Below are 17,837 nucleotides of genomic sequence, written 5' to 3' on the forward strand. Positions count from 1 at the left end.
AACTACCCGGCGTGAATACGCCCGTCCGCTCCGCACCGGGACTAGTGAACACCATAGGTGCACGGGGTCCCAGTCGGAGCGCCGCGACGCCGTACGTCGTTACGTCGCGTTAGGCTTCACGGCGAGCCGCCCGGCGAAAGTGTTCTCGGGCGGCGTTCAGGCATGTAATCGAGAGGGTGGCCCACCATGGCGGAGCGGCGGGGTAACCGCGCCGGCGGCCGCGCGGGCAGCCGGACCGGCGGCCGGAGCCAGCGACCCGCGGTCGGTGCCCCTGGGCGCCCACCCGCGGGGCGCGATCTGTCCGCCCAGCGCACCAAACTACGACAGATCATCACGCCGGTGATCAGCGAAGCCGGTTTTTACCTGGAGGGCCTCGCGCTGTCCCGGGCGGGCCGGCGCTACCTCGTCCGGCTGACCGTGGACGGGGACGAGGCGATCAACCTCGACGGGGTCGCCGACGTGTCGCGCCTGGTCTCCAAGGCGCTCGACGAGGCCGAGGAACGCGACGGCGAGGTGCTCGACGGCGAGTACGAGCTGCAGGTCAGTTCCCCCGGTGTCGACCGGCCGCTGACCGAGCCGCGGCACTGGCGGCGCAACACCGGCCGGCTGGTGCAGGTGCGCGCCGGCGACGCCGGCCAGGTGACGGGGCGGGTGACGGAGGCCGGCCCGGACGGGGTCACGCTCGACGTCGAGGGCACCGCGCACAGCTTTTCCTACGACGCGCTCGGCCCGGGCAAGGTGCAGCTGGAGTTCAACCGGCTGTCGGAGCTGCCCGACGAGGACGTCGGCACGGATGACGAGTTCACCGACGTAGACGACGCTGACGATGACTGGGAGGAGGACGAGGAGTGAACATCGACCTCGCGGCCCTCCGCGCGCTGGAGCGCGAACGGGAGATCCCGTTCGAGACGATCCTCGCCGCGATCGAGACGGCGCTGCTGACGGCGTACCGCCACACAGAGGGGGCCAACCCGCACGCCCGCGTCGAGATCGATCGGAAGAGCGGGTTCGCGGCCGTCTTCGCCCAGGAGGTCGACGACGAGGGTGTGATCGTGCGCGAGTACGACGACACCCCGCACGACTTCGGCCGGATCGCCGCCATGACGGCCAAGCAGGTGATCCTCCAGCGGCTGCGGGAGGCGACCGACGAGGCGCACTTCGGCGAGTACGCCGGCCGCGACGGCGACCTGGTCACCGGCGTGATCCAGGCGCACGAGGCGCGCACCGAGAAGGGGATCGTCACCGTCGACCTCGGCAAGGTGGAGGCCATGCTCCCCGCCGCCGAACAGGTGCCGGGCGAGCGGTACGACCACGGCCAGCGCATCAAGTGCATCGTCGTGCACGTGGCGAAGGGCTTCCGCGGCCCGCAGATCACGCTGTCGCGTTCGCACCCGAGCCTGGTGAAGCGGTTGTTCGCGCTGGAGGTGCCGGAGATCGCGGACGGCACGGTGGAGATCGCGGCCATCGCGCGTGAGGCAGGTCACCGGACGAAGATCGCCGTTCGGTCCACCGCCGCCGGCGTCAACGCGAAGGGCGCCTGCATCGGTCCGATGGGCCAGCGGGTCCGCGCCGTCATGAGCGAACTGCACGGCGAAAAGATCGACATCATCGACTGGTCGGACGACCCCGCGGCGTTCGTCGGGAACGCGCTGTCGCCCGCCAAGGCGCTGCGCGTCGAAGTGGTCGACGCGGCCACCCGCACCGCACGGGTGACGGTGCCGGACTTCCAGCTCTCCTTGGCGATCGGGCGCGAGGGGCAAAATGCCCGGCTTGCCGCCAGATTGACCGGATGGCGCATTGACATCAGGCCCGACAACGAAGCCGGCGGTGGAACGGCGCCCACACCGGGCGGCGCGCGGGCCGAGACTGCGGGGTAGACTTCTTGGCGGTACGTCGTGCACGACCGGCGATCCCGTCGGAGTGGCCGGGGCAACCCGTCCGCACCTGCGTGGGATGCCGGAAGCGCGCGCCAGCCTCCGAGTTGTTGCGGATCGTCGCGAGTCGGGTCGCGCCGGATCGATATCTGGCGGTTCCTGATCCGCGCCGCATCAGGCCCGGGCGGGGTGCTCATCTGCACCGCGACCAGGCTTGTCTCGCGTTGGCGCAGCGACGAAACGCCTTCGGGCGTGCGTTGCGCGTCACCGGTGTCGTCGACATCGGTGAGTTGGCCGAGGCGGTTCCCATGGCCGCCGAGACCGGCACCGCCAGAGGTGGGAGCGTCCAGCCCCACCCGGACTCGCAAGGTAGGACGACCGGCATGAGCACACGATGAAGTCGCCGAAATGATCAGGCTTCAAGTGCACGAGTGAGGTCGGCGCGCGGGCAACCGCTGCTGCCGGCCTCGAGATGAGGAGTGCAGTGGCAGGAAAGGCCCGCGTACACGAGCTCGCCAAGGAGCTCGGGGTCGAGAGCAAGACCGTTCTGGCCAAGCTTCAGGAGCTGGGCGAGTACGTCAAATCAGCATCGAGCACGGTGGAGGCGCCGGTCGCCCGGCGTCTGCGCGCACACTATGCCGCGGGCGCAGCCCCGTCGGCGCAGCCCGCCGAGGCGAAGTCCACTCCGTCCGCACCGGCCACCCCGGCCGCCGTGCCGGGCCGTCCGGCTCCGCCCCGTACCAGTGCCCGTCCCGGGCCGCCGCCGCCGAAGCGGGTCTCCCCGCCGGCCGGTGGCGGTGGCGGTGGCTCCCGTGGTCCGGTCCCCGGACCGCCGCGTCCCGCCACGCCGGCAGCGCCGGCCGCCCCGGTGATGAAGCCGACGAGTGCGCACGACATCGAGGTGGCCGCCGCCGAGGAGCGGGCCGCCAAGCTCAAGGCCGACCAGGAATCCGCGATGAAGGCGGCCCGGGCGGCGCAGCAGCGCGACACCCAGACCCGGCGCCAGCCGCCGGCCGAGGGCGGCCCGTCGCAGGGTCCGCGCCCCGGCCCCCGGCCCGGTCCGGCGGGTGGCGCTCCCGCGGGTCCGCGTCCCGGCCCGGCCGGTGGCGCGACGCCGCGTCCGCCGGCGCGTAGCGGCGGCAACAACCCGTTCGGCATCAACCCCGCCGCTGCCGGTGGCGGGCGCCCGACGCCGAACTCCATCCCGCGGCCCAACCCGGCCTCGATGCCGCCCCGGCCGAGCCCGGCCTCCATGGGCGGCCCGCGGCCGAACCCGTCGCAGATGCCCAGCCAGCGTCCGGCGCGTCCGGGCGGCGGTCCGGGTGGTGGCGGTGCCGGTCGTCCGGGTGGTGGCGGCGGAGGCTTCCGCGGCGGTCCCGGTGGCGGCGGCGGTGCCGGTCGTCCCGGTGGTGGCGGCGGCGGGTTCCGCGGCGGTCCCGGCGGTGGTGGCGGCGGCGGGTTCCGACCCGGCGGCGGCGCTCCCGGTGGTGGCGGCGGCGGTTACCGCGGTGGCCCCGGTGGCGGCGGTGGTGCTCCCGCAGGTGGGGGCATGGCCGGTCGTCCCGGTGGTGGCGGCGGTCGCGGTCGTGGCGGCGGTGCCGCGGGTGCCTTCGGGCGTCCCGGTGGGCGTCCGACGCGGGGTCGCAAGTCGAAGAAGCAGCGGCGTCAAGAGTTCGACAACCTGTCGGCACCGACGATGGGTTCGGGCGCCCCGCGCGGTCAGGGCCAGGTCATCCGGCTGCCGCGTGGTGCCTCGCTGTCGGACTTCGCCGACCGGATCGACGCCAACCCGGGTTCGCTGGTCCAGGAGATGTTCAACCTGGGCGACATGGTGACCGCGACGCAGTCGTGCTCCGACGAGACGCTTCTGCTGCTCGGCGAGCACCTCGGCTTCGACGTGCAGATCGTCAGCCCGGAGGACGAGGACCGCGAGCTGCTCAAGCGGTTCGACATCGACCTCGACGCCGAGATCGACGAGGAGCGCCTGGTGGCGCGCCCGCCGGTCGTGACCGTCATGGGCCACGTCGACCACGGTAAGACGAAGCTGCTCGACGCGATCCGTTCGGCCAACGTGGTCGCCGGTGAGGCGGGTGGCATCACCCAGCACATCGGTGCCTACCAGGTGCACGTGGAGCACGACGGCAACGACCGTGCGATCACGTTCATCGACACCCCGGGTCACGAGGCGTTCACCGCCATGCGTGCCCGTGGTGCCCAGGCCACGGACATCGTGGTGCTGGTGGTGGCGGCCGACGACGGCGTGATGCCGCAGACGATCGAGGCGCTCAACCACGCGCAGGCGGCCGAGGTGCCGATCGTCGTGGCGGTGAACAAGATCGACAAGCCGGACGCCAACCCGGACAAGGTGCGCCAGCAGCTCACCGAGTACGGCCTGGTCGCCGAGGAGTACGGCGGCGACACGATGTTCGTCAACATCTCGGCGAAGAGCCGGATCAACATCGACGGACTGCTGGAAGCGGTGCTGCTCACCGCGGACGCGTCGCTCGACCTGCGGGCGCCGGCCGACGGTGCGCCGCAGGGTATCGCGATCGAGGGTCACCTCGACCGCGGTCGCGGTCCGGTGGCGACGGTGCTGGTCCAGAAGGGCACGCTCAACGTCGGTGACGCGATCGTCGCCGGTGGTGCCTACGGCCGCGTCCGGGCGATGCTCGACGAACACCACAAGCCGGTGGCGTCGGCGGGTCCGGCCCGTCCGGTGCTGGTGCTCGGCCTCACGGCCGTGCCCGGCGCGGGTGACACGTTCCTGGTGGCGGATGACGACCGCACCGCCCGGCAGATCGCCGAGCAGCGGCAGGCCCGTCGGCGCGCGGCGCAGATGGCCAACAGCCGCGGTCGCGCCACGCTGGAAACGCTCATGGAGCAGATCAAGGAGGGCGAGAAGACCTCGCTCACCCTCATCCTCAAGGGCGACGTGTCCGGTTCGGTGGAGGCCCTGGAGGACGCCCTCGTCAAGATCGAGGTGTCCGACGAGGTTCAGCTCAAGATCATCCATCGTGGCGTCGGTGCCATCACCGAGAGCGACATCATGCTGGCCAGCGCGTCCGACGCGGTGGTCATCGGGTTCAACGTCCGCACCGAGGGCAAGTCCCGCGAGCTGGCCGAGCGCGAAGGCGTGGAGATCCGGTACTACACCGTCATCTACCAGGCCATCGAGGAGATCGAGGCCGCGCTCAAGGGCATGCTCAAGCCGGAGTTCGAAGAGGTCGAGCTGGGTACGGCCGAGGTCCGCGAGGTCTTCAAGTCGTCCCGCTTCGGCAGCATCGCCGGTTCGCTGGTGCGCTCCGGGCTCATCCGGCGCAACGGCAAGGCGCGGCTCATCCGCGACGGTGCCGTGGTGGCCGACAACCTCACGGTGGTCGGGCTGCGTCGGTTCACGGATGATGCCACCGAGGTCCGCGAGGGCTTCGAGTGCGGTATCAACCTGGGCAACTACAACGACATCAATGTCGGGGACGTCATCGAGACGTTCGAGATGCGGGAGAAGCCCCGCTCGTAGTACCTGAAGTGTGCGAGGGTCCGGCCGTCAGGGTCGGACCCTCGTTCCATCTAGGAAGAGGGTGGTTGATGTTCACTGGTACCGCTGTTTTCGACCTGTTGCTGCCGGGTGACTCCCGGAATCTGAAAGCCAAGCGCGCCTACGTGCGGCCGATCGTGGCGGCGCTGCGCAAGTTCGAGGTGTCGGTCGCCGAGGTGGGTCATCTGGACCTGCACGGCCGGTCCGAGATCGGGGTCGCGGTGGTCGCGCCCGACGCGGCCCACGTCGGCACCGTCCTTGACTCGTGTGAACGCCTCATCGCCGGCCGCCCCGAGACGGAGCTGCTCTCCGTCAAGCGCCGGCTGTACGGCGACGACGACTGACGCCCACGGCCGCAAGGTATCGCGCTCGCGAGGGCGGGTAATGTCAAAACGTCCGCCCTTCCGGTGGGCGGAACTGTGGGAGGTGAGGGAGATGTCCGACCCGGCACGGGTGCGTCGCCACGCCGAGCGCGTACGCGAACTTGTCGCGTCCGTCGTGCGGACCCAGATCAAGGACCCCCGCCTTGGCATGATCACCATTACCGACGCGCGGCTGACGGCCGATCTTCGGGAAGCCACCGTCTTCTACACCGTCCTCGGGGACGCGCAGGCCGAGGCGGGCACGGCGGCGGCGCTGGAGAGCGCGAAGGGGCTGCTGCGCAGCACCGTCGGCAAGGCCCTCGGCCTGCGACACTCGCCGAGCCTGACGTTCGTGCTCGACAACGTGCAGGACCAGGCGAAGCACATCGACGAGCTGCTGGCGGCCGCCCGAACCGCCGACGCGGAGGTGCAGCGGCTCGCGGCGGGCGCGCACTACGCCGGCGACCCGCAGCCGTACAAGGTGGACGACGACGAGGACGAGGAATCGGAGACCGTCGATCTGGATTCGGTCGCGTCCAGGGACCGCTGACCGGACAACCGATCCATGACCCTGGGGCGGAGTCGGGTGATCTCCCCGGCTCCGTCTCAGGGTGTAATCCCCTTCCGTCGGGGTGACCCTATGGTCACAATCGATGGATGGAGGCTGGTGACGGCTCATCCGTGACGGCGGCCGCACCCGCCGACACCCGCACCCGGCTGCTGGTGGCCGGGGCGTTCGTTCCGATCGCACTGGTGGCCGGTGGACTGCCGTCCTTCTCCCTCGCCGCAAACCTGCTCGTTCTGGGCGTGGGCGGCGCGCTTTTCTGGGCCGGGGTGACGTACCGGCCGCTCACGGGTCGATCCCCGGCCCGCCGCTGGCCGAAGGGGTCCACCCGGTGGCTCCTGCCGGCCGGGGTGCTCGCCGGCATGGAGGCAGTCTCCTTCGTGCTCGGTTCCACGCCCGAACATCCCACGCTCTCGCTGCTCGCCGACCCGTGGCTGGAGCGGTACCCGGTGCGCGCGGCGGGGTTCCTGGGGTGGCTGTTGGCGTTCTGGGGGCTGGTGCGGCGATGACCCGGGTGCTGACGATCGCCGCGTTCCTGGCGGCGCTGGCCTGTCTCGCGATCCTCGAGTGGCGGGCCCGGCGGCCCGACGCCGACCTGCCGACCTTCGGCGACCTGTGCGGGCACGTGCTGTCGTACCGGGTGGGGCGGCTGCCCGTGGGCCGCATCGCGCTGCTGGGCTTCTGGTGGTGGGTCGGCTGGCATTTCTTTGCCAGATAGCAGATTTTGCCAGGTAGCAAATTTCTGACACGCGGCTTGCTTCCCAGTGGCCGGGATGACCGCTCCAAAGGATGGAACGCGGGGCTAGCGTGGAGTGAACAGCGGTCTCCAACCACGTGACCACCACGGTCGGTACCACGAGCCGGTGACCCCGGTCGGCGCCCTCCGGATCGCAGTATCACCAGCAGCACCGTCAGGGGAGACCTGTCATGTCCGATCGTCCGAAGCCGCAGCCGAAGCCCGAGCAGTCCACGCCGGCCGAGCGCGCCCGCGCCGCCCTGCAGATGTCGATGGACCGCCGGGGCTGAGTCCGCACACCGCATCACCCGAGCTGCCGGGGCTGCGCCGGATCGCGGCGCTGGCGGTTCCCGCGTTGGTCGTGCTCGCCGCCGAGCCGACCTACGTACTCGTCGACACCGCCGTGGTGGGACACCTCGGCCGGACCGAGTTGGGCGCGCTCGCACTAGGGGGCGCGGTCCTCACCGTTGCGGCCTGGCTGGGCACCGTGTTCGCCTACGGCACCACCGCGCGTGCGGCCCGTCGCTTCGGGGCGGGCCAGCGCGCCGCGGCCGTCGCGGAGGGCGTCCAGGGTTCGTGGCTCGCCCTCGCGGCCGGCCTGGTGATCGTTCTTGTCCTGCAGGTCGGTGGACCGCCGCTGACCCGTCTCATGGCGGGCGGCGAAGCCGGGGTGGCCGAGGCCGCCGCCGACTGGCTGCGCGTCGCGTCGCTGGGCGTTCCCGGGCTGCTGCTCGCCACCGTCGGCAACGGCTGGATGCGCGGCGTTCAGGACACCCGCCGGCCGCTCTTCTTCGTGCTGGGCGCGTGCGGGCTCTCCGCCCTGCTGTGCCCGCTGCTGGTGTACCCGTTCGGGCTGGGGCTGGTGGGCTCCGCCGTCGCCAACGCCGTCGCGCAGACCGTCTCCGGTGTGCTCTTCGCGCGGGCGCTGTTCAGCGAGAAGGTGTCGTTGCGGCCCGATCCGGCGGTGCTGTGGCAGCAGGTGGTGCTCGGGCGCGATCTCGTCGTGCGCGGGGCCGCGATGCAGGGGGCGTTCCTGGGGGCCACGACCGTTGCGGCCGGGTTCGGCGCGGCGGCCCTCGGCGGGCACCAGATCGCCCTCCAGCTGTGGATGTTCACCGCGTTGGCGCAGGACGCGGTGGCGATCGCCGCGCAGTCGCTGGTCGGTGCCGAACTGGGCGGCGGACGCGTCGCCGGCGCCAAGGCCGTCGCGCGGCGGGTCGCCGGCGTGGGGCTCGTGACCGGGTTCGCCTTCGCGGCGGTGATCGGGGCGGGTGCGCCGTTCCTGCCACAGCTGTTCAGTCCCGATCCGCTGGTGCACGCGCAGGCGTGGACGGCCTGGCCGTGGTTCGCGGCGATGCAGCCGGCCGCCGGTGTGGTGTTCGCGCTCGACGGGGTGCTGCTCGGCGCGGGCGACGCGGTGTTCCTGCGCAACCTGACCATCGCCGCGGCGCTCGGCGCCTACCTGCCGGGTGCGCTCGTGGCGCGCTGGCTCGACCTCGGGCTGGGCGGCGTGTGGGCGGCGCTGACGCTGTTCATCCTGGTGCGGCTGGTGGCGATGCTGTGGCGGGTGCGTTCCGGGCGGTGGGCGGTGGTCGGCGCCAGCCGGTGAACGCCGCATGGCACGCTTATCCCCCGTGAGCACGCAAGGGCGCAGCTTGCGAGCACCGCAGTCGCGAACAGGAGGCACGGTGGGACGCGGTGGACTGGTCGTGGTGGACAAGCCGGGAGGCATGACCTCGCACGACGTGGTGTCGAGAGTGCGCAGGCTGGCGAGGACGCGACGGGTGGGGCACGGCGGCACGCTCGACCCGATGGCCACGGGCGTTCTCGTGCTCGGGGTCGAGCGGGCGACCCGACTGCTGACCTACATCATCGGTTCCGACAAGTCGTATGCCGCGACGATCCGGCTGGGACAGGCGACGGTGACCGACGACGCGGAGGGGGAGGTCACCGCCGAGGCGGACGCGAGCGGCGTCGCCGACGAGGCGGTGCGGGCCGGCCTCGCGGCGCTCACCGGCGAGATCGACCAGGTGCCGAGCGCGGTCAGCGCCATCAAGGTCAACGGACAGCGGGCGTACAAGATGGTGCGTGCGGGCGAGGAGGTCGCGCTGGCCGCCCGCCGGGTCACGGTCTCCCGGCTCGACGTGCTCGACGTGCGCCGCGCCGGGCCGCACGTCGACGTGGACGTCGACGTCGCCTGCTCCTCGGGTACATACATCCGGGCCATCGCGCGCGACCTCGGCTCCGCCCTCGGTGTCGGCGGACACCTGACGTCCCTGCGCCGGACCTCCGTCGGGGCCTTCACGCTCGCCGAGTCGGCCACTTTGGGGGAACTGGCGGAGCGCGACGACCCCGTCACGCTGACCCTGAGCGAGGCCGCGGCGCGCTTCCTGCCCCGGCGCGACGCGGACGAGTCCGAGGCGAAGACGCTCAGCCACGGAGGTCCGCTGTCGAGCGTGGGCATCAGCGGGCCCTACGCGGTGTTCGACCCCGACGGGGAGGTGCTGGCCGTGGTCTCCGAACGCGACGGCAAGGCGCGCCCCGAGATCGTTCTCGTGTAAAGGAGTGGGCATGCTGCGGTGGCGGGGGCTGTCGGCCGTTCCGGCCGGGTGGGGCCGTTCGGTGGTGACCATCGGGGTGTTCGACGGGGTGCACCGCGGGCACCAGCAGATCATCGGGCACGCCGTGAAGCGGGCCACGGAGCAGGGCGTGGCGGCGGTGGTGGTGACGTTCGACCCGCATCCGTCGGAGGTGGTGCGGCCCGGCTCGCACCCGGCCGTCCTGACCGAACCGGGCCGCAAGGCCGACCTGGTCGCCGCGCTGGGTGTCGAGGCGTTGTGCGTCATCCCGTTCACGCTGGACTTCTCGCGGCTGGCGCCGGAGGTGTTCGTGCACGACGTGCTCGTCGACCGGCTGCACGCCAGCACCGTCGTGGTGGGGGAGAACTTCCGCTTCGGGCACCGGGCCGCGGGCGACGTGACGATGCTGCGCCGGCTCGGCCGCACGTTCGGGTTCGGGGTCGAGGCGGCGGACCTGGTCAGCGACGAGGCCCTGCTTGCCTCAACAGACGCGGTGTTCTCGTCGACCTACGTGCGTTCGCTGGTGGCGGCGGGGGACATGCCGGCCGCGGCGCGTGCGCTCGGCCGGCCGCACCGGCTGGAGGGCGTGGTGGTGCGGGGCGACCGGCGCGGCCGCGAACTCGGGTTCCCCACGGCCAACCTGCTGACCGGCCCGTGGGCGGCCGTCCCGGCCGACGGCGTGTACGCGGGCCGGCTCCTGCGCACCGGCCACGCACCGCTGATGGCGGCGATCAGCGTGGGCACCAATCCGACGTTCCACGGACAGGAACGACGCGTGGAGGCGTACGCCCTCGATTTCGACGGAGATCTCTACGGCGAACGCGTCGGTCTGGATTTCGTGGCCCGCCTGCGCGAGCAGCGCGCATACACCGGCATCGAACCGTTGATCGCCCAGATAACGGACGACGTGGCCGCGACCAGGGTGATCCTCGGTGGGCCTGATAAGGTGGAGCCGTCCACTGGGTGAGAAACCCGGCCGCACGCCTGCCCGACGCCGCGGGGTGCGGACATTTCAGCAGTAAATCAAAGGGAGATCATGGCGCTCGACTCTGCCCAGAAGACCGAGATCATGTCGCAGCACAGGACCTCGGAGAACGACACCGGCTCGCCGGAGGTCCAGGTCGCGATGCTGTCCAAGCGCATCCTCGACCTGACCGAGCACCTGCGCACGCACAAGCACGACCACCACAGCCGCCGCGGCCTGCTGCTGCTCGTCGGCCGCCGCCGCCGGCTGCTCAACTACCTCCAGCGCACCGACATCGCGCGTTACCGCGCGCTGATCGAAAAGCTCGGCCTGCGCCGGTAGTGATCACACAAAGGGGAGCGGCGAGGGCGCCGCTCCCCTTTGCTTAAGTGTCGGCAAGACGGTCGACACGTACACTTGGTGAACATCTGAGCCCGTGGGCGCGTCCTTGCCCCGGTCCTCGGTAGTGGCTTTCGGTTCGACGCGGACCGCGAGCTTCGATCGAAGACCGGTCGCGGACGGCTCGAGAACACGGGCCTACCCGACCGAAGGAGTTTCAAAGAACATGACTGAGCAGAACGCGCTCGGCACCCAGGAATCCCGCGCCGTGATCGACAACGGCGAGCGCGGTACCCGCGAGATCATCTTCTCGACCGGGCGGCTGGCCAAGCAGGCCGCCGGTTCGTGCATCGCGCAGCTCGGCGACACCGTCGTGCTGTCGGCCACCACGGCCAGCAAGCACCCGAAGGAGCAGTTCGACTTCTTCCCGCTGACGGTCGACGTCGAGGAGCGGATGTACGCGGCGGGCCGGATCCCCGGCTCGTTCTTCCGCCGCGAGGGCCGGCCCAGCGAGGACGCGATCCTCACCTGCCGCCTCATCGACCGGCCGCTGCGGCCCAGCTTCGTCAAGGGGCTGCGCAACGAGGTCCAGGTCGTCGAGACGGTTCTCGCGCTCGACCCGCAGCACCCGTACGACGTCGTCGCGATCAACGCCGCCTCGATGTCGACCAAGCTCTCGGGGCTGCCGTTCAGCGGCCCGGTCGGCGCGACCCGCATGGCCCACGTCGAAGGGCAGTGGGTGGCGTTCCCGACCAACGAGGAGCTGGAGAAGGCGACGTTCGACATGGTCGTCGCCGGTCGGGCGCTGCCCGACGGTGAGGTCGCGATCATGATGGTCGAGGCCGAGGCGACCGAGCACACGATCGAGCTGATCCGCGGCGGCGGCACGGCCCCCACCGAGGACGTCGTGGCGAGCGGCCTGGAGGCGGCGAAGCCGGCGATCCGGGAGCTGTGCCGGGCGCAGTCGGCGCTGGCCGAGGTCGCGGCGAAGCCGGTCCAGGAGTTCCCGGTCTTCCTCGACTACCAGGACGACGTGTACCAGGCGGTCGCCGAGGCCGTTCGCGCGGAGGTCGCCGAGGCGCTGACCATCGCCCCCAAGGCGGAGCGCGAGGAGAGGCTCGACGCGATCAAGGAACTGGCCACCGAGCGTCTCGCGGGCCGGTTCGAGGGGCGCGAGAAGGAGATCGGTGCCGCGCTGCGCTCGGTCACCAAGAACGAGGTGCGCGCCCGCGTGCTCCGCGAGCAGATCCGCATCGACGGCCGGGGGCTGCGCGACATCCGGCCGCTGACCGCCGAGGTGGGCGTGCTGCCGCGGGTGCACGGTTCGGCGATCTTCGAGCGCGGCGAGACCCAGATCATGGGTGTCACCACGCTCAACATGCTGCGCCTGGAGCAGACCCTGGACACCCTGGGCCTGGCCAAGTCCAAGCGCTACATGCACAACTACAACTTCCCGCCGTACTCGGTCGGTGAGACCGGCCGGGTCGGTGCGCCGAAGCGGCGCGAGATCGGGCACGGGGCGCTCGCCGAGCGTGCGCTGATCCCGGTCCTGCCGACCCGTGAGGAGTTCCCCTACGCGATCCGGCAGGTGTCGGAGGCGTTCGGCTCCAACGGTTCGACCTCGATGGGGTCGGTCTGCGCGTCGACCATGTCGCTGCTCGCCTCCGGCGTGCCGCTGAAGGCCTCGGTCGCGGGCATCGCGATGGGGCTCATCTCCGACGAGGTGGACGGCAAGACGGAGTACGTCACGCTGACCGACATCCTCGGGGCCGAGGACGCGTTCGGCGACATGGACTTCAAGGTCGCCGGCACCCGTGACTTCGTGACGGCGCTGCAGCTGGACACCAAGCTCGACGGCATCCCGTCGGACGTGCTGGCGGCGGCCCTCCAGCAGGCGCACGAGGCGCGGCACGCGATCCTCGACGTGATGGCCGAGGCGATCGCCGAGCCGGCGTCGATGTCCGACTACGCGCCGCGGGTGACCACGGTGAAGATCCCGGTCGACAAGATCGGTGCGGTGATCGGCCCCAAGGGTCAGATGATCAACGCGATCCAGGACGAGACCGGCGCCGACATCACCATCGAGGACGACGGCACGATCTACGTCGGCGCCACCGACGGGCCGTCGGCCCAGGCCGCCGTCGAGCGGATCAACGCCATCGCCAACCCGACCCTGCCGAAGGTGGGCGACCGGTTCCTCGGCACAGTGGTCAAGACGGCCGCGTTCGGCGCGTTCGTCTCGCTGCTGCCCGGCCGCGACGGCCTGCTGCACATCTCCAAGGTGGGCGACGGCAAGCGGGTCGAGAAGGTCGAGGACTTCCTCAACGTCGGCGACAAGGTCGAGGTGCAGATCGCGGACATCGACGCCCGCGGCAAGATCTACCTGGACAAGGTGCGTCCCGACGGTGAGGTGGCCCCGGCCGCCGAGGGCGGCGAGCGCGGTGGCGACCGTGGCGACCGCGGTCCGCGCGACCGTGGCCCCCGCGACCGTGGTGACCGGGAACGCGGTGAGCGCGGCCCGCGCGGCGACCGTGGCGACCGCGGCCCGCGCCGTGACGCCGGTGGCGAGGTGCCGCGCGCCGAGGGCGGCACCCGCCCGGAAGGTGAGGGCGGCGGCGAAGGCGGCGAGGGTGGCGAAGGCGGCGGCGAGTTCCGCCGGCGTCGCAACCGGCACAGCTGATCCTTCGACACCCCCGAGGAACGCGCTACATGACTGACGACGCCCTGGGCGGGACGGTGCGCCGCACCGTCCTGCCCAACGGCCTGCGTGTGCTGACCGAGGACATCCCCGGCGTGCGCAGTGTCTCTGTCGGGATCTGGGTCGGGATCGGCTCCCGCGACGAGACGGACGAGCAGTCGGGCGTCTCGCACTTCCTCGAACACCTGCTGTTCAAGGGCACCCCGAAGCGGAGCGCGCTGGACATCTCGGCCGGCATCGAGGCCGTCGGCGGCGAGACGAACGCGTTCACCGCCAAGGAGTACACCTGCTACTACGCGCGGGTGCTCGACACCGACCTGCCGCTCGCCGTCGACATCCTGTGCGACGCGGTGGCCAACTCGGTCCTCGCGCCGGCCGACGTCGAGACCGAGCGGGGCGTGATCCTCGAAGAGATCGCCATGCAGGACGACGAACCCGGCGACGAGGTGCACGACGTCTTCACCGAGTCCGTCTTCGGTGATCACCCGCTCGGCCGGCGGATCAGCGGCAGCGTCGAGAGCATCTCCGCGCTGACCCGCGACGGGATCAACGACTTCTACCGTTCGCGGTACACGCCGCCGTCGATCGTGGTGGCCGCGGCCGGCAACCTGCGGCACGACGCCGTGGTCGCCCAGGTCACCGCGGCCCTCGCCGGGGTCGGCGGCCCGGCGGCCCCGGTCGCCCCGCGCAGCGGCGGCCTGGTGCCGGTGCGTTCGGGGCTGGTGTCGGTGGTGGACAAGGACACCGAGCAGGCGCACCTCGTGCTCGGCTGCGCCGGCATCCCGCGCGACGACGAACGCCGGTTCGCGCTCGGCGTGCTCAACAACGTGCTCGGCGGGGGCATGTCGAGCCGCCTGTTCCAGGAGATCCGGGAGAAGCGCGGCCTCGCGTACTCCGTCTACTCCTACACCTCCCTCTACGCCGACGCGGGGATCTTCGCGGTGTACGCGGGCTGCGCGCCCGGCAAGGCCGACGAGGTGCTGGCCATCACCCGCGAGGAACTGTCCCGGGTCGCCGCGACCGGCCTGACCGACGCCGAGGTGGCCCGCGGCCAGGGCATGCTCAAGGGCGCACTGGTGCTGGGCCTGGAGGACACCGGGTCCCGGATGAGCCGCATCGGCAAGGGCGAGCTGCTGCACCGCGACCTGCTCACGGTCGACCAGCTGCTGGCCCGGATCGACGCCGTCACCCCGGACGACGTGGCGGGCGTGGCCGCCGAACTGCTCACCTGTACGCCCTCGCTGGCGGTCCTCGGACCGTTCGGCGACCGGGACTTCTCCGCCGCCGTCGCTGCCTGAGAGGCTTACCCCCGTGTCCGAAGAGAGAGAACCCGTGCGGGTCGGGGTGCTCGGCGCCCGCGGCCGGATGGGTGCCGAGGTCTGCCGCACCGTCGACGCCGCCGACGACCTCGAACTCGTGGCGATGGTCGACGACGGCGACGGGCTGTTCGCCGTGCAGGACGCCGGTGCCGAGGTCGTGGTCGACTTCACCACCCCGGACGTCGTGATGGACAACCTGCACTGGTGTGTCGAGCAGGGCATCCACGCCGTGGTGGGGACCTCCGGGTTCACGCCGGCGCGGCTGGACCGGGTCGAGGCGTGGCTGCGCAACAGGCCCGAGGTCGGCGTGGTCGTCGCGCCCAACTTCGCGCTCGGCGCGGTGCTGATGATGGAGTTCGCCCAGCGGGCCGCGCGGTACTTCGAGTCGGTCGAGGTGATCGAACTTCACCATCCGAAGAAGCTCGACGCGCCGAGCGGCACCGCCCTGCGGACCGCTGAGCTGATCGCTGAGGCCCGTGAGGCCGCCGGGCTGGGTGATGTTCCGGACGCGACGAAGGACGAGCTGGAGGGCGCGCGTGGCGGACGGGTGCGGGGGATCCCGGTGCACTCGATCCGCTCGGCCGGCCTCGTGGCGCACCAGGAGGTGCTCTTCGGCGGCGTCGGCGAGACGCTGACCCTGCGGCACGACTCGCTGGACCGGTCGTCGTTCATGCCGGGTGTGCTGCTGGCGGTCCGCGCCGTGACCGGACGGCCGGGGCTGACCGTGGGGCTGGGTCCCCTACTCGGCTGAGATCTCGGTCCGCATCCGGATCTGGGGCACGAGGAGATCGTCGACGTCGAGGGCCCGGGCGGCACCGTCCGGGGCCCAGCCGGTGGACGTCAGAAATTTGACCGTCGCGACATCGTCACGGAACACCCATGTAACCGCGGTTTCGTAACCGTCTGTACGCCAGTGGTCCACGCTCGCGGCCAAAAGCCGGCTTCCGTGGCCGCGCCTCCCCCAACGGGGTTCCACCAACAGTTCAGTGATCGCAACCACGCGGTCACTCAACGCATTGTGATTCTCGTCAGGCGCGAGAGTGGTCGCGTCCGCGGGGCCTGACGCCGCAAATCCGACACGGTACGCTGGTGCCGGCTCGGCGACGGATTCCCGTTCGGCCTGCTCAATCGCCATCAATACCCGGTGCTCCGGGGTTGGGGGCGCCGTTACGGCGCCGTGCCACTGCTCCGACAGCCACTCGACGTTGAGCTGATCCAGTACCGTGCGGGGTATCAACCGACGGTAAGCGACCTGCCAGGTCGTGAGTTGGATCCGCGCAATGTCGACGACGTCGTCGGGGCGCGCAACCCGGACGTAACCCAGCGCCATAACAGCAAAGGGTACGTACCGGTTTCGTAACGAGGAGTGCGGGGTGGCACGTACGGCCGTCACCCTTGTGCGTGTTGGATGTTGGATCTCGCGTTTACGGGTAGACGTGGGTCCGCGGTATCGATCGGGAGGAACGTCAGCGTGGCAGAGCGAGGACGAGTGACGACCCAGCGCGTGCCGGCACCGGAGGGTGTCGACGCGGGCCGGACCGGCGCCGTCATGCGCCTGCGCCACCCGAGCCCGACCGCCAAGCGGATCGGCGTCGTGGCGGCGCTGTTCCTCTGCGCCCTCGTGTTCGACGCGTTCTTCGCCGTCCGGCACGCCTGGTTCGACATGCAGGTGTACTACGGCGCCCTCAACTACTGGGTCGACGGCACCGGTGAGATCTACGACTACCTGCTGACCAACACCAAGTACGGCTTCACGTACCCGCCGTTCGCGGCGCTGCTGATGATCCCGATGGCGTTCCTGGAGTGGAACCTCGCCGTCTTCATCAGCGTGTCGATGACGGTCATCGGGGCCGTGGCCGTCCTGTACTGGCTCACCAAGCCGCTGGCCAAGCGCCTGGGGCAGCCGGCCTGGTTCGTGCTGGGCGTGGCGGCCGCGCTGGCGGTGGCGTTCGAGCCGATGCGCGAGACGTTCCTCTTCGGGCAGGTCAACTCGGTGCTGCTGGTGCTCGTCGCCGGCGACCTGCTGCTCCTGGTGCGCAACAACCGCAGCGTGGCCGGTGTCGGGATCGGCATCGCCACAGCCATCAAGCTGACGCCGGGCGTGTTCATCGTCTACCTGATCGTCACCCGGCGGTACCGGGCGGCGGTCGTCGCCAGCGGCACCACGGCCGCCGCGACGCTGTTCGCGGGCGCGGTCGCCCCGGACGCCACCCGTGAGTTCTGGACCGACGCGCTGTGGAACACCAGCCGCGTGGGGTCGCAGTCGTTCGTCTCCAACCAGGCGCTGAGCGGGTTGACCAACCGGTGGGACCCGTCCCAGCCGTCGAAGCTGGTCTGGATCGCGCTGGTGCTGGCCGTGCTGGCGGTGTGGGCGTGGCGTTCGCACCGGGCGGTGCAGCGCGGCGACGAGGCCAGCGGGCTGGCGTTCACCGGTGCGCTCGGTGTGCTGATCAGCCCGATCTCGTGGGTGCACCACCTGGTGTGGGTGATGCCGGCGCTGGTGCTGCTCGTGGTGCGGGCGTTCGACCCGGGGGTGTCGAAGCGCCGGCGCAACTGGCTGATCGGCACGGCCGCCGTGACGTACATGATCATGTGCAGCCGGCTGGTGTGGGCGTTCAACGGCAAGTTCGACACGTTCGCCGGCTGGGTGGGCAGCAACGCCTACGTCTGGCTGTCGCTGATGCTGCTGGTGGTCCTGCCGCTGGCGCCGGTGGCGCGCCCGAAGTCGGAGGCCGCCTCGGCGGAGAAGATCGAGGCGGAGCCGGAGCTGCCGGCGCCGGCCGCCACGGTCACCGTGCCGGCCCCGGCGCGCCGCCTGGTCGGAGCCGACCAGCAGTAAGCGGGCCGACTTCTGTCACACCCGGCC

Annotated in this window: 17 protein-coding genes; 16 read left to right on the plus strand and 1 reads right to left on the minus strand. The window is 71.2% G+C overall.

All coding sequences use genetic code 11. From position 1 onward, the window contains the following. The first annotated feature begins 186 nt into the window (after positions 1-186). The 15 genes from rimP to dapB all read left to right on the plus strand — a co-directional run bounded on the left by rimP (position 187) and on the right by dapB (position 15,722). The gene (gene rimP, locus Val02_RS13720; RefSeq protein WP_203899402.1) at positions 187-852 is read left to right on the plus strand and encodes a ribosome maturation factor RimP; all 666 of its coding nucleotides are present in this window, start codon (positions 187-189) and stop codon (positions 850-852) included. Next, complete coding sequence (gene nusA / locus Val02_RS13725) at positions 849-1,877, plus strand: transcription termination factor NusA (RefSeq protein ID WP_203899403.1); 1,029 nt, start codon at positions 849-851, stop codon at positions 1,875-1,877. Before rimP ends, nusA begins: the two co-directional genes overlap by 4 nt. Positions 1,878-1,948: 71 nt before the next feature. Next, the gene (locus Val02_RS13730; protein ID WP_239152882.1) at positions 1,949-2,272 is read left to right on the plus strand and encodes a YlxR family protein; all 324 of its coding nucleotides are present in this window, start codon (positions 1,949-1,951) and stop codon (positions 2,270-2,272) included. Between the two features lie 86 nt (positions 2,273-2,358). Next, the gene (gene infB, locus Val02_RS13735; RefSeq protein ID WP_203899404.1) at positions 2,359-5,391 is read left to right on the plus strand and encodes a translation initiation factor IF-2; all 3,033 of its coding nucleotides are present in this window, start codon (positions 2,359-2,361) and stop codon (positions 5,389-5,391) included. 68 nt (positions 5,392-5,459) lie between these two features. Next, entirely contained in the window at positions 5,460-5,753 is a 294-nt protein-coding gene (locus tag Val02_RS13740; protein WP_203899405.1) for a DUF503 domain-containing protein, read from the plus strand. A 91-nt stretch (positions 5,754-5,844) separates the two neighbouring features. Next, positions 5,845-6,321 carry a 30S ribosome-binding factor RbfA gene (gene rbfA / locus Val02_RS13745; protein WP_203899406.1) on the plus strand — a complete coding sequence of 159 codons (477 nt, stop codon included), beginning with the start codon at positions 5,845-5,847 and terminating at the stop codon, positions 6,319-6,321. A gap of 107 nt (positions 6,322-6,428) precedes the next feature. Then, complete coding sequence (locus tag Val02_RS13750; protein WP_203899407.1) at positions 6,429-6,845, plus strand: hypothetical protein; 417 nt, start codon at positions 6,429-6,431, stop codon at positions 6,843-6,845. Continuing rightward, the gene (locus Val02_RS13755) at positions 6,842-7,054 is read left to right on the plus strand and encodes a DUF6186 family protein (protein ID WP_203899408.1); all 213 of its coding nucleotides are present in this window, start codon (positions 6,842-6,844) and stop codon (positions 7,052-7,054) included. Before Val02_RS13750 ends, Val02_RS13755 begins: the two co-directional genes overlap by 4 nt. A gap of 304 nt (positions 7,055-7,358) precedes the next feature. Then, complete coding sequence (locus Val02_RS13760) at positions 7,359-8,681, plus strand: MATE family efflux transporter (RefSeq protein ID WP_203899515.1); 1,323 nt, start codon at positions 7,359-7,361, stop codon at positions 8,679-8,681. Positions 8,682-8,688: 7 nt separating this feature from the next. Next, complete coding sequence (gene truB / locus Val02_RS13765; RefSeq protein WP_203899409.1) at positions 8,689-9,633, plus strand: tRNA pseudouridine(55) synthase TruB; 945 nt, start codon at positions 8,689-8,691, stop codon at positions 9,631-9,633. Positions 9,634-9,643: 10 nt separating this feature from the next. Continuing rightward, a complete protein-coding gene (locus Val02_RS13770; protein WP_203899410.1) occupies positions 9,644-10,618 on the plus strand; it encodes a bifunctional riboflavin kinase/FAD synthetase in 975 nt (324 codons plus the stop codon). A gap of 69 nt (positions 10,619-10,687) precedes the next feature. Next, positions 10,688-10,957, plus strand: coding sequence for a 30S ribosomal protein S15 (rpsO, locus tag Val02_RS13775; protein WP_203899411.1), 270 nt, complete (start codon positions 10,688-10,690; stop codon positions 10,955-10,957). A gap of 223 nt (positions 10,958-11,180) precedes the next feature. Then, positions 11,181-13,634 carry a polyribonucleotide nucleotidyltransferase gene (locus Val02_RS13780; RefSeq protein ID WP_203899412.1) on the plus strand — a complete coding sequence of 818 codons (2,454 nt, stop codon included), beginning with the start codon at positions 11,181-11,183 and terminating at the stop codon, positions 13,632-13,634. A 29-nt stretch (positions 13,635-13,663) separates the two neighbouring features. After that, positions 13,664-14,950 (plus strand): M16 family metallopeptidase, encoded by a 1,287-nt coding sequence (locus tag Val02_RS13785; RefSeq protein ID WP_203899413.1) that lies wholly within the window; start codon positions 13,664-13,666, stop codon positions 14,948-14,950. Between the two features lie 13 nt (positions 14,951-14,963). Then, positions 14,964-15,722, plus strand: a complete 759-nt coding sequence (dapB, locus tag Val02_RS13790; RefSeq protein ID WP_203899414.1) for a 4-hydroxy-tetrahydrodipicolinate reductase — start codon at positions 14,964-14,966, stop codon at positions 15,720-15,722. Here dapB and Val02_RS13795 read toward each other — a convergent pair. Next, positions 15,711-16,301, minus strand: a complete 591-nt coding sequence (locus tag Val02_RS13795) for a GNAT family N-acetyltransferase (protein ID WP_203899415.1) — start codon at positions 16,299-16,301, stop codon at positions 15,711-15,713. The genes dapB and Val02_RS13795 overlap by 12 nt on opposite strands. 159 nt (positions 16,302-16,460) lie before the next feature. Here Val02_RS13795 and Val02_RS13800 point away from each other — a divergent pair, with 159 nt between their 5' ends. Continuing rightward, entirely contained in the window at positions 16,461-17,810 is a 1,350-nt protein-coding gene (locus Val02_RS13800; protein ID WP_239152847.1) for a glycosyltransferase 87 family protein, read from the plus strand. Positions 17,811-17,837: the final 27 nt, after the last annotated feature.

The organism is Virgisporangium aliadipatigenens, from assembly GCF_016863615.1.
Taxonomy (GTDB): Bacteria; Actinomycetota; Actinomycetes; order Mycobacteriales; family Micromonosporaceae; genus Virgisporangium; species Virgisporangium aliadipatigenens.

Excerpts from the sequence above, each read along its gene's own strand:
- rimP (WP_203899402.1), top strand. The coding sequence starts at position 187 with ATGGCGGAGCGGCGGGGTAACCGCGCCGGCGGCCGCGCGGGCAGCCGG.
- Val02_RS13740 (WP_203899405.1), top strand. The coding sequence starts at position 5,460 with ATGTTCACTGGTACCGCTGTTTTCGACCTGTTGCTGCCGGGTGACTCC.
- rbfA (WP_203899406.1), top strand. The coding sequence starts at position 5,845 with ATGTCCGACCCGGCACGGGTGCGTCGCCACGCCGAGCGCGTACGCGAA.
- Val02_RS13750 (WP_203899407.1), top strand. The coding sequence starts at position 6,429 with ATGGAGGCTGGTGACGGCTCATCCGTGACGGCGGCCGCACCCGCCGAC.
- Val02_RS13755 (WP_203899408.1), top strand. The coding sequence starts at position 6,842 with ATGACCCGGGTGCTGACGATCGCCGCGTTCCTGGCGGCGCTGGCCTGT.
- truB (WP_203899409.1), top strand. The coding sequence starts at position 8,689 with ATGGCACGCTTATCCCCCGTGAGCACGCAAGGGCGCAGCTTGCGAGCA.
- Val02_RS13770 (WP_203899410.1), top strand. The coding sequence starts at position 9,644 with ATGCTGCGGTGGCGGGGGCTGTCGGCCGTTCCGGCCGGGTGGGGCCGT.
- rpsO (WP_203899411.1), top strand. The coding sequence starts at position 10,688 with ATGGCGCTCGACTCTGCCCAGAAGACCGAGATCATGTCGCAGCACAGG.
- Val02_RS13780 (WP_203899412.1), top strand. The coding sequence starts at position 11,181 with ATGACTGAGCAGAACGCGCTCGGCACCCAGGAATCCCGCGCCGTGATC.
- Val02_RS13785 (WP_203899413.1), top strand. The coding sequence starts at position 13,664 with ATGACTGACGACGCCCTGGGCGGGACGGTGCGCCGCACCGTCCTGCCC.
- Val02_RS13795 (WP_203899415.1), bottom strand. The coding sequence starts at position 16,301 with ATGGCGCTGGGTTACGTCCGGGTTGCGCGCCCCGACGACGTCGTCGAC.